Origin of the sequence: Clostridioides sp. ES-S-0108-01, from assembly GCF_020662285.1 — a bacterium.
Classification (GTDB): domain Bacteria; phylum Bacillota; class Clostridia; order Peptostreptococcales; family Peptostreptococcaceae; genus Clostridioides.
Genome location: NZ_JADGMN010000041.1, coordinates 1 through 9,542, shown reverse-complemented (window position 1 = coordinate 9,542; position 9,542 = coordinate 1). Strand labels below are relative to the sequence as shown.

The window sequence follows — 9,542 nt, the reverse complement described above, 5'->3', positions numbered from 1 at the left end:
CTTCCATTGTCTTGCATTTTTTAACTTCTGTTTGATAATCAACATCTGGAACAATTATATCTTTCATTTTCAAAACCTCCAAAATTTTTTATATGAATATTATTCCAAATTTACCAATTTTGTATACTAAAAAGACTATAGGTAAATTTGTTTTTACACAAATCTACTTACAGCCCCAATCATAGTCTTATTAGTCTTTTTCTAAATAAATTATGTATTGGCCATTATAAAAAAATGTTGTTTTATCAATATATCTATAAATCTAATATATATTTATTTTTTCCAATTCTATTTATAATAATAACCTTCTTCATTTACTAATCCTTGGTCAAATAAATTTCTTCTAACAGTCTCAAGTTTTACAGGAGCTTTATTATAATCAATCTCTCTTTCAACTTCATCAAGATTTTCATTATCCCAGTACAAATCTAGTTCTTCTTTAAATTTCGAATTATCTTTTTGCTCAATTATGCTTTCACTTATTTTATTTGAAAGAGTTGCTTTGAAGAAATCATAATTCTTTGTACTTATAATGTCCGTATTGTCTCTTTCAAGCGATATGGCTAGAGCCTTTTCGAAAGCTTGTACATAAATATCCTCTTTAAAATCAAACTCTTTGAAATCAATTTTAAAAAGTCTTATTGTACCTTTAGTAAATATAGTTTCATCAGGTATATAGAATTCTATTGTACTCTCAATTTCTTTATTTTCTTCTTGATCTGTAGAAATTATATTTTCTACAATATTTTTATTAAAGTATTTTCTCTTATCTAAGTCTTTAACAGAAAATTCAATAGCTGCTACTTTTCTATTTTTCTTGATTTCTTTGAAATCTATATCAAAATATTCTGTAGTATTAAGTTCATTTATAGCAGGAACAATAACACGCCTTTTAAAATCATTATATTTAGAATATTTATCCTCCAGCAATAATAATTCTTTTAAAACATCCAAAGTATATGTAATCTTATTTTTTGTTCTTGTCCATAATCTTAATAGATCATAAAATCTTTGTGCATATGAATTTCGCAAACTAAAAAATATTTGTAAATTTATTGGAGTATATCCTACCTGAATATAATTTTCTATTAAGTCTAGTAATTCATAGGAAGTTTTAACAGTATATATTTTATCTTTTTCATTATAAATCCAATGATATATAAAACTACACTCTCCCCAACTGCCATCTTCTTTAATATATATTGTCCCTGTTCTTAATTTAGTAAATATTTTACCTATTGCTTCTGGTGTTGTATAATTAGGGTTTTTCATAAGTTCTCTAATTTCATCAATAGTTATTGCTATTTCTAACTTTTTATTTTTCTGAAACTCATATAACAATCTTACAAAAAGTCTATTTTCTATTGTTTTCAAATCATATCTTGCCATAATAAATTTATTAGATTTCATCAAGATATTGTCTTTCTGATTTTTTACTTGATTCATTATTTTTCTCCTAAATAGTATTTACAAATTAGCCAAAAATTTAGTTTATTTATTAAATATTATAATATCAAAATTAATTGCTAAGCGTCAACTTTATTCTTTGTCGTACTTTCATTATCAAAGTGTCGTACTTTCATTATCAAAGTGTCGTACTTTCATTATCAAAGTGCCGTACTTCTATTATCAAAGTGTCGTACTTTCATTATCAAAGTGCCGTACTTCTATTATCAAAGTGTCGTACTTTCATTATCAAAGCGTCGTACTTTCATTATTAAAGTGTCGTACTTTAGACTATGTGTGATAGTCGTTATAAGGTATCCAGCTTTTCTAAATACTTTAAATACTAATAAATACTATATATATAAATACTAATAAAGACTAGTAAAGATTAGTAAAGATATACTAGTCTATTCTTATCAAAGTGTCGCATTTCAAAAACGCAAATTTATATAAATAAATCAAAAAAACAATGAGTCATTTTAATTGTTTTGAATATAGACAAATCATTTTAAAAATAACATGTTAGTATATGCTTTAAATGCAATATAAGCCTTATATAACGATTTTATAATGTTTCATAAGTAAATATGTCAAAACATAAAGTAAAATCTTTAAAATTGAAATAACTATGTATTTATGATAACAAAAAAGAATAGAAAGCTAAATAATAAATATTTCATTCTCTATTCTTCAAAATCCTTTAAATTTTTTTCTAGTAATTTACAACATTTAAAAATAAAAAATTTTCAAAAACTTTCAAAAATAATCCCATATTATATGTAATAAAAAATTTAAGCTATGTATTTTAGCAAATAAAAATTAGCTGTATTTATCAGCTTAACAAAATAGGGGGTATTAAAATGTTTCAAAAACTAAACTTAACAAATGTAAAATGTTATGATGATAAAACAATAGATTTATCAAAGCCAATAGTCATAACAGGTAAAAATGGAGTAGGAAAATCATCTATCTTAGAAAGTCTTATATTTGCAATATTAGGATATATACCTGGTTGCGATAAAAAAACATCTGATATGATGAAAATATCAAAATATCAAAATGGATTTTCCGTAAAATTATATACAGACAATGGAATTATACAAAGATCGTTGAATTCAAAAAAATCAAGTGGTAGTGAAGAGCTGTATTTTTCAGAATCTAAGGAGAGTAAACTCAGTGGTAAAAACAAAGATATAATAGATAAACTTGGAATAAATACAACTTTTTTTGATATTAATAATTTTCTTTCTTTAAACTCAAATGATAAATCTAAACTAATTTATTCTTTAATATCGACTGGTAAGTATGATAAACATTATCTAAGTTCAAAATTAGATAGTATTATCCCAGAAAACATATTAAATGAGTTGATGTATGCATATCAAGATAAATATTCATTTGAAGAAAATCTTAATAAATTATTAGATTATGTTTCAAATAATAAAAAGATTATATCTAATGATATAAAAGAAATTAAAGCAATTATCTTTCAGTTAACATCATTAAAATGTGATACAAAAATTGATATAAACAATAACATAGATAATGAAATTGAAAAAAAGCAGTCAGAAATTTATAAATTAAGAAATGATATAGATAATATAAAAAAAGAAACTCTAAAAAAATCTGAGATATTAAACAAATATAATAATCTCAAAAATAAAATTGAAGTAAATAAAGATAAAAAGAAAGACCTATATAGTGAAAAGGAAAAATTGCAAAAAAATATTTTTAAACTACAAGATTTTAAATTTGATAATGAAATTAATACAAAGCTAACAGAGTTAAATAATACTTTAAAATCTTTAGAGCTTACTGGTATTGAAATTAAAAATAAAAAAACTAATATAGAAAATAAAATTAAAACTAATAATGATTTAATAAAAACAATAAATGAGAGAAATAAATTGAAAAAATGTATTATTGATGAAAAATATATACTGTAACAACATGGAAGGCTTTAATTCATCAATAAATGCCTTAAACGATGAATTAAAATCCTTCTCCAATATTTATAATGATATATTAAATAAGTATAATTTAGCTAGAAAAGATTATCATGAAATTGGTAAAACTAAAAATAGTCTTTTAGAAACAATTAGTGAACAAGAAAATAAGATAAAAGAAAATAACATTAAATTATCAAATATAAAAGAAAGAATTAATAATATTGACAAAGAAATTCTGAATATAGATAATCTAACAGCTGAGTTGGAAGCATATGAGTATGCACTTAAATTATTTAATAACTCTGGTAATATAGATTTACTTGAAAAAATGTTATCTTTATCTGAAAAAGATTTAATTGATTTAAAAGATAAATGGAAACAACAATTAGATATAAAACAAAATATGATATTGTTAGAAAAAAATGAATCTATTAGAGAAGATAAAGAAATAAAATTAGAACATTACAAATCATTAGAAAAGCTTTTAAAACAAGAAAAATCCAATTTAATCAATAATGGTATAAAACCTTTTATACATTTGATAGACCAGCTTTTATTAGAAATTGGAATTAATAATAAAACTGTTTTTATCAAAAATGAAAAAAATAAAGTTGATTTCGGATTTATAATAAATTCTAAAGAAATATCTTTTGAAGCTCTATCAACTGGTGAAAGCTTGATATTTTTAATTGCTCTGATGGTTGCTATATATCAAAGCAATGATTCATACTTTAAATTACTTGCTCTAGATAATTTAGAATTACTTGACCATGACAATTTAACATTTATTTTTAAAAACATTGATAAGTTAAATAAATACTTTGATAATATAATACTAATAGGAGTGTTAGATCACTTTAATTTAGAAGAATTCTCCAATAGTATAAATATTCATAGAATATAACATTAAAAGGGAGAGGTATTATAATACCTCTCCCTTTTAATGTTATAATGTAATGGTGTACCATTGTAGAGTTAAAATTTAAAGGAGACAGATTCTATGCTAATATATTTATCATTAATTGATTCAGAAGATGACAAATTAAAGTTTGAAGAAATCTACATACAATATAAACAAATAATGTTTTATACTGCTAATAACATATTAAAAGATGAGCATCTAGCAGAAGATGTTGTACATAATTCTTTTATAAAAATAATAAAAAACCTATCAAAAATTAATCAAGTTAATTATCCCAAAACAAAAGCTTTTATCGTTATAATAGTTGAGAGAACAGCAATAGATTTATATAGAAAGAGAAAAAAACAAAATATAGTATCAATAGAAGATGATTTCTATAATACTGAAATATCAAAATCACTAATTGAAAATAATAATGAAGATTATGATGAAATTGATACAGCCATAGCAAATCTCCCACCAAATTATCGCCAAGTTATTCTATTAAAATTTAGTCATGATTATTCTGATGCTGAAATATCAAAATTACTAAATATATCACAGGATAACGTACGTAAAAGAATACAAAGAGGAAAAAAGAAACTGAAAGAAATCTTAATTGAATTGGAGGTGCAAAGCGTTGAGTAAAATTAATATCACAGATGAAATGCTTTATAGACATGCCTCAAATGCTGAAAAAATTATTCTAGATCAGTTACCACCAGATGAAGAATTAAATCATGTTTTTTCTAAAAGATTTGAAAGGAAGATGAAAAAACTAATTCGTCAAGAAAAAAGAAATCCTTTCATCAAATATACTGTTATCTATTTAAAACGAGTTGTAGTTGTATTTTTAATAGTTGTAACTGGATTATTCACAATAACTATGAGTGTTGATGCCCTTAGAAATCAATTTATCAAAATTGTAATAGAAATTTATGAAGATTTGACAGAATTTATTTTTTCTAAAGATATTCAAACTGATAAGGAACTTGATTTTATATTAAAAGAACCTAAATATATACCAAAGGGTTTTAAAGAGGTTGAAAAAGAAAACACATTACAAGGTATCTTTATTCGCTATGAAAACAAGAATGGCTCTGAAATAAGATATCGTTCAAATCAAATTGATTCAAATACAGTAATATTAGATACAGAGGATGCAAAAGTCACAGATGTTATGGTAAATGATTATAAAGCTAAATATATTATTAAAGACAATAGTATTACAATTTTTTGGAATGATGAAGAAAATGTATATACAATATATTTTGATTATGATAATAAAAATGATTTAAATAAGTACGAAGATGATCTTATAGATATTGCTAAAAATATAAAATAATTTTTTTCAAAAAGTGTCACAAATCACCTTTTTTTTTCGTTATATGAGTATATAAAGGAAAAAAGGAGGTGATATTTGTGTATTCTAAAAAAGTGGTTGTAGCAGGATTATGTACATTAACTTGCCTATTACCTTTAAATGTTCAAGCTTTTGAAGATACTTCATTAAATACTAATGATTATAATAAAACAAATGATAATGATTTATTTATGATTTACATTAAAGGTGCTGGTAGTAATTTGAGTATTCGTTCTGGAAAGGCTCATATATCTTGTTATGTTGATGGTAAAATTGGGAGTTCAACATCAATTACAGCAAGACTACAGCAAAAAAAATCTGGTAACTGGGTAACTATATCAACATGGTCAAGCTCAGGAAAAACTTCAAGTACTTTATCTAGAGAATATAAAGTATCAAAGGGATATTCTTATAGAATACTAACAACAATAAAAGCTGGAAATGAAAGTAGGAATATAACAAGTAATGTAACAAATTATTAATTTAATTAAAATTTAGGAGGAATATTATTATGAAATGTGTTAAAAAAGTAATTGCATTAGGACTATCAATTGCATTGATTATTCCAGTAATTTCAATCAATGCATTAGAAAAAAAAGACACAAATGTAAATAACCAAATAATAAATGTTATAGAATCAAATGTATCTTATACCAAAGAGGGTATTGAAGTTTCTTCTGACTTGAAAAATGATTTGAAAGAAATTAATGTAGAAGATATTAAAGAACAAATGATAGAGCAAGGAATTGATTCAAAATTCATAAATAATTTTAATAGTGATGTAATATATAGTTTAGTTAAAGAAAATATAGATGATATAAATGAAGGAGTAAAAAATAAAACTCTTAAAATTACACCTGAAGAAGATATTATAAACAATACAGACAACTCATTTTATGTACAAGGAGGTTCTACATATACTCAAAAATTTTCATGGGGAGTAAGACAAAATAAAAGTACTGCAGCAGCAAATAGATGGGTTTATGATTTGAATAAGTCTTCACAAGGATTTGTAGCAACAGGAGCAGTAAGTATTCTTTTAGGCGGGATGGGAGCACCAATAGGATTTGTATCTGGTTTATCAGCTGCATATATGGGAGGTCTTGCAAATAAAGTATCTTATGTAAATTCACGAAATAATAGAGGAATAACTGCGGATATAAACTGGTGGTTAACTTATGCAGTAAAAAATCAGTAAAAATTAGGTGAAATTAATGAGCGAAAAACAAAACTTAAATTATAAAAAAAAAATCTTAGAACAATAATATTCATATCTTGTTTAATAATTTTATCTATATTTATAGTTTTTAACAATATAAGATCTGACTGTTGGTATGTTAATTATATGAATTATAGTGATATGCATGAGATATCTAGTGGGAAAAGTCAAAAAATAGCATTGATAGATTCTGGTATTTCAAAATTTCAAAAGGTTTATAAAAATATAAATTTAACTAATAGCAATAATGATTATGATACAAATGGTCATGGAACGATGATGTATTCAATTATAAAAGGTTATAATAAAAATAATCAAATGATTGAAGGAATATCTCCAGATTCTAGAATAATATCAATTAAAGTAATGAATGATGATGAAAGTATTAATCCTAATGTGATAGAAGATGCTATAGACTATGCATTAAATGAAAAAGTAGATATTATTAGTTTAAGTTTAGGATCCACAAAAACAGATATTAATATAAAACAAAAAATAGATAAAGCTAATCTTAAAAATATAACAGTTGTAAGTTCAGCAGGTGATTATAAACAAGGATTTTTGCTATTTCCAGCATCTTTAAATAATGTTATTTCTGTTGGTAGCATAGATGATAGAAGAGATATTTCAACATTGACAAATGCACCTCAAAAGACATTAATAAACGCACCTGGGGAAAAAATAAAGGTGGTAGATAATAATAATAATGTTTTCTATGGAAAGGGAACATCAGAAGCAACAGCTATTATTACAGGTTATATAGCGTTGATGAGAGACACAAATATTTCTAGTACTCAAATTTTAACTAATGAAAAAATTATGAATTTATTATCCCAGATAAACAAAAACGAAAAAACATATTTAGGAGCTTTAAAAGAAATTAGAAAAAAAGTATCTGTAAGTACAGATGCTTTTTTCTCTTTTGATTTATCATATTTAAAATAGTGAAAAATATTTTACTTGAATAAATTCTATTTGTTTATAATTATAGTATGCATTTAAAATGAGGAGGAAAATAATATGTTCTATAGTAAGCAAATTAAAATATTAACTTTATTAATTTCTATCTTAATAGTTTTAATATCAATACTTTCTTGTATTAATATTATTAAAAATTTTAATTTATTAAAGTTTTGTTTAATATTATTTGGAGTTGAACAAGTTTTACTTGCTTATAATTCTTATAAGCTTAATAAAAATCTAATGGAGACACTTTTATTATGTATTAGTGGAATAATCCTTATAGGTATTTCCATTGTAATTATGTGAATATAAATAACACGTTTTGAATGGACAATTATATTAATTTAGTCCGCTAATATTACATCTTCAATGCAAGCATGGTAAAGTATTTTTACTAACATATGCCAATATAAATTGTAGGAGTGGTTTTCAATGTTAATAAATTATTATGATAGGGGTTATTTTAAACAAATATATAAGTTTTTAATAGAGTATAAAAATAAACTTTATATTTCAATTACAGATGATGATATTTTGATTGATAATAAATACATTTTCAGAGGTAAAAATACTAAAAACCATATAAAATTTGAAGATATAATAAGTGTTAATAAACAAGATAATATTATCGAAATTTTCACAAATGAAAACTCTTATTGTATATATCTAAAAGCTTTAAGCATTGAAAGCGAAGAATATCTAATAAGTAGACTAAAATAATTTTGTTGATTTTACATGTTCTAAATAAAAAGGAATATCTTTTTAGATATTTCTTTTTATTTAAGTTTTTTAAATGTTAATTTAGCACTTTTTTTTGCTTTTTTAATATAATATTTACTTTTTAAATCTTCAAAGAAACAAAGCCCATTTTGAAATAAAGAATCAAAAACTACGAAAGTAACAAGTGCTTCAGTAAAAGAATCTTCTGATATAATTTTAAAAGCTTTATTTAAAATATCTGTATGAAAAAACTCCAATTTCATAAGAATATAAGATAAAAAAAGTATTAAGTAGATTAAGAGTTTTGTTAGTTCAAAAAATTTAAACTTAAATAAATCAGAAAATGCATATAGTAATATATATATATATATTGCTATAATTAGAGTAAAAGCATAACAAAAAAGTTTAGTATCATCTTGTAATGAATTAGATTTTATTTGTAACAGTATAATTAGAAAAAGAATCAATATAAAAAATACAATAATTATCATTAAAAAAATTAAAATAGATAAAATAGCTTCAAAACCTGTATTTGTTCTATTAAGAGATCTCTTTTTTAAGCTCTTAAATGTTACAATACTTGAAATGAAAATCAATAAGAGGTATAAATAAGTAATAAAATTACCAGGATAAAGACCTCTTAATTTTAATTCTAATATAATCATAATGCCTAAAATAATAGGAAAGCACTCTTCAAGTCTCAATAAATAATTATTTACAACATTTCTAGCATCTTTTTTAAGAAAATTATATGATATAATAATAAAATATGCTAAAAGAAAAAACAGAAATTCTATAAAAAATCCAATTTTTAAAGACCAAAATTCTAAATCATAATTTATAAAAAGGAAAAAATGAGAATGTATATAGATTTGTGTAAATATATATTTTTGCTACTAAATATTACTGGAAACTTTCAATTCTAGTAATATTTTTTTATTATCAGGAAATACTAATAATGGTATTTTATACACATTTATT

At 23.0% G+C, this 9,542-nt stretch carries 10 protein-coding genes; 8 read left to right on the top strand and 2 right to left on the bottom strand.

Annotated elements, in window-relative coordinates; all coding sequences use genetic code 11:
* Positions 1-288: 288 nt before the first annotated feature.
* Positions 289-1,446, bottom strand: coding sequence for a replication initiation protein (locus tag IR152_RS19230; protein ID WP_227453447.1), 1,158 nt, complete (start codon positions 1,444-1,446; stop codon positions 289-291).
* Positions 1,447-2,306: 860 nt separating this feature from the next.
* On the opposite strand from IR152_RS19230, the gene IR152_RS19225 reads away from it, so the two are divergent.
* The 8 genes from IR152_RS19225 (at position 2,307) to IR152_RS19190 (ending at position 8,561) form a co-directional block, all read left to right on the top strand.
* Entirely contained in the window at positions 2,307-3,392 is a 1,086-nt protein-coding gene (locus IR152_RS19225) for an AAA family ATPase (protein WP_227453446.1), read from the top strand.
* Complete coding sequence (locus IR152_RS19220) at positions 3,373-4,299, top strand: hypothetical protein (protein WP_227453445.1); 927 nt, start codon at positions 3,373-3,375, stop codon at positions 4,297-4,299. Before IR152_RS19225 ends, IR152_RS19220 begins: the two co-directional genes overlap by 20 nt.
* A gap of 96 nt (positions 4,300-4,395) precedes the next feature.
* Positions 4,396-4,944 carry an RNA polymerase sigma factor gene (locus tag IR152_RS19215; RefSeq protein ID WP_227453444.1) on the top strand — a complete coding sequence of 183 codons (549 nt, stop codon included), beginning with the start codon at positions 4,396-4,398 and terminating at the stop codon, positions 4,942-4,944.
* A complete protein-coding gene (locus tag IR152_RS19210; RefSeq protein WP_227453443.1) occupies positions 4,937-5,641 on the top strand; it encodes a DUF4367 domain-containing protein in 705 nt (234 codons plus the stop codon). Before IR152_RS19215 ends, IR152_RS19210 begins: the two co-directional genes overlap by 8 nt.
* Before the next feature lie 77 nt (positions 5,642-5,718).
* Entirely contained in the window at positions 5,719-6,141 is a 423-nt protein-coding gene (locus IR152_RS19205; RefSeq protein ID WP_227453442.1) for a hypothetical protein, read from the top strand.
* A 29-nt stretch (positions 6,142-6,170) separates the two neighbouring features.
* The gene (locus IR152_RS19200; protein WP_227453441.1) at positions 6,171-6,857 is read left to right on the top strand and encodes a hypothetical protein; all 687 of its coding nucleotides are present in this window, start codon (positions 6,171-6,173) and stop codon (positions 6,855-6,857) included.
* A 147-nt stretch (positions 6,858-7,004) separates the two neighbouring features.
* The gene (locus IR152_RS19195; protein WP_227453440.1) at positions 7,005-7,823 is read left to right on the top strand and encodes a S8 family peptidase; all 819 of its coding nucleotides are present in this window, start codon (positions 7,005-7,007) and stop codon (positions 7,821-7,823) included.
* Between the two features lie 450 nt (positions 7,824-8,273).
* Positions 8,274-8,561, top strand: coding sequence for a hypothetical protein (locus IR152_RS19190; protein ID WP_227453439.1), 288 nt, complete (start codon positions 8,274-8,276; stop codon positions 8,559-8,561).
* A gap of 56 nt (positions 8,562-8,617) precedes the next feature.
* Here the strand turns inward: IR152_RS19190 and IR152_RS19185 are convergent, their stop codons facing one another.
* On the bottom strand, positions 8,618-8,824 hold the full coding sequence (locus IR152_RS19185) for a hypothetical protein (protein ID WP_147628923.1): 207 nt from the start codon (positions 8,822-8,824) through the stop codon (positions 8,618-8,620).
* Positions 8,825-9,542: the final 718 nt, after the last annotated feature.

What these genes read in the sequence shown, in the direction of transcription:
- IR152_RS19220 (WP_227453445.1), top strand. Translation starts at nt 3,373, where the DNA reads ATGAAAAATATATACTGTAACAACATGGAAGGCTTTAATTCATCAATA.
- IR152_RS19215 (WP_227453444.1), top strand. Translation starts at nt 4,396, where the DNA reads ATGCTAATATATTTATCATTAATTGATTCAGAAGATGACAAATTAAAG.
- IR152_RS19200 (WP_227453441.1), top strand. Translation starts at nt 6,171, where the DNA reads ATGAAATGTGTTAAAAAAGTAATTGCATTAGGACTATCAATTGCATTG.
- IR152_RS19225 (WP_227453446.1), top strand. Translation starts at nt 2,307, where the DNA reads ATGTTTCAAAAACTAAACTTAACAAATGTAAAATGTTATGATGATAAA.
- IR152_RS19195 (WP_227453440.1), top strand. Translation starts at nt 7,005, where the DNA reads ATGAATTATAGTGATATGCATGAGATATCTAGTGGGAAAAGTCAAAAA.
- IR152_RS19185 (WP_147628923.1), bottom strand. Translation starts at nt 8,824, where the DNA reads ATGAAATTGGAGTTTTTTCATACAGATATTTTAAATAAAGCTTTTAAA.
- IR152_RS19230 (WP_227453447.1), bottom strand. Translation starts at nt 1,446, where the DNA reads ATGAATCAAGTAAAAAATCAGAAAGACAATATCTTGATGAAATCTAAT.
- IR152_RS19190 (WP_227453439.1), top strand. Translation starts at nt 8,274, where the DNA reads ATGTTAATAAATTATTATGATAGGGGTTATTTTAAACAAATATATAAG.